This window comes from Collinsella sp. AM24-1, assembly GCF_003470325.1.
Taxonomy (GTDB): domain Bacteria; phylum Actinomycetota; class Coriobacteriia; order Coriobacteriales; family Coriobacteriaceae; genus Collinsella.
Genome location: NZ_QRHM01000044.1, coordinates 1 through 271, shown reverse-complemented (window position 1 = coordinate 271; position 271 = coordinate 1). Strand labels below are relative to the sequence as shown.

Sequence of the window (271 nt, the reverse complement as noted above, 5' to 3'; positions counted from 1 at the left end):
CCCGCTATGCGGGTGGAGACAAACGGCTTTACAAAGCCACCCCTCCGACCGATATTGACGATTGTTCAGGCCGTCAAGAATTCGAGTCGAAGGGGTGGTCGCCATGGCCCAGAAGGCCTACAGCCTTTCCCACACGAAGTGGATGTGCAAGTACCACATCGTGTTCACGCCGAAGTATAGGCGCAAAGTGATCTACAACCAAATCAGGAGCGACATAGGGGAGATCCTCAGGAAGCTGTGCGAGTACAAGGGGATCGAGATAATCGAGGGG

The 271-nt window shown here is 54.6% G+C and carries 1 protein-coding gene; it reads left to right on the top strand.

What is annotated here, in order from left to right:
* Window positions 1-103 precede the first annotated feature (103 nt).
* Window positions 104-271: IS200/IS605 family transposase (tnpA, locus tag DW661_RS09880; protein ID WP_118935471.1), on the top strand; the 168-nt coding region annotated here is incomplete at its 3' end.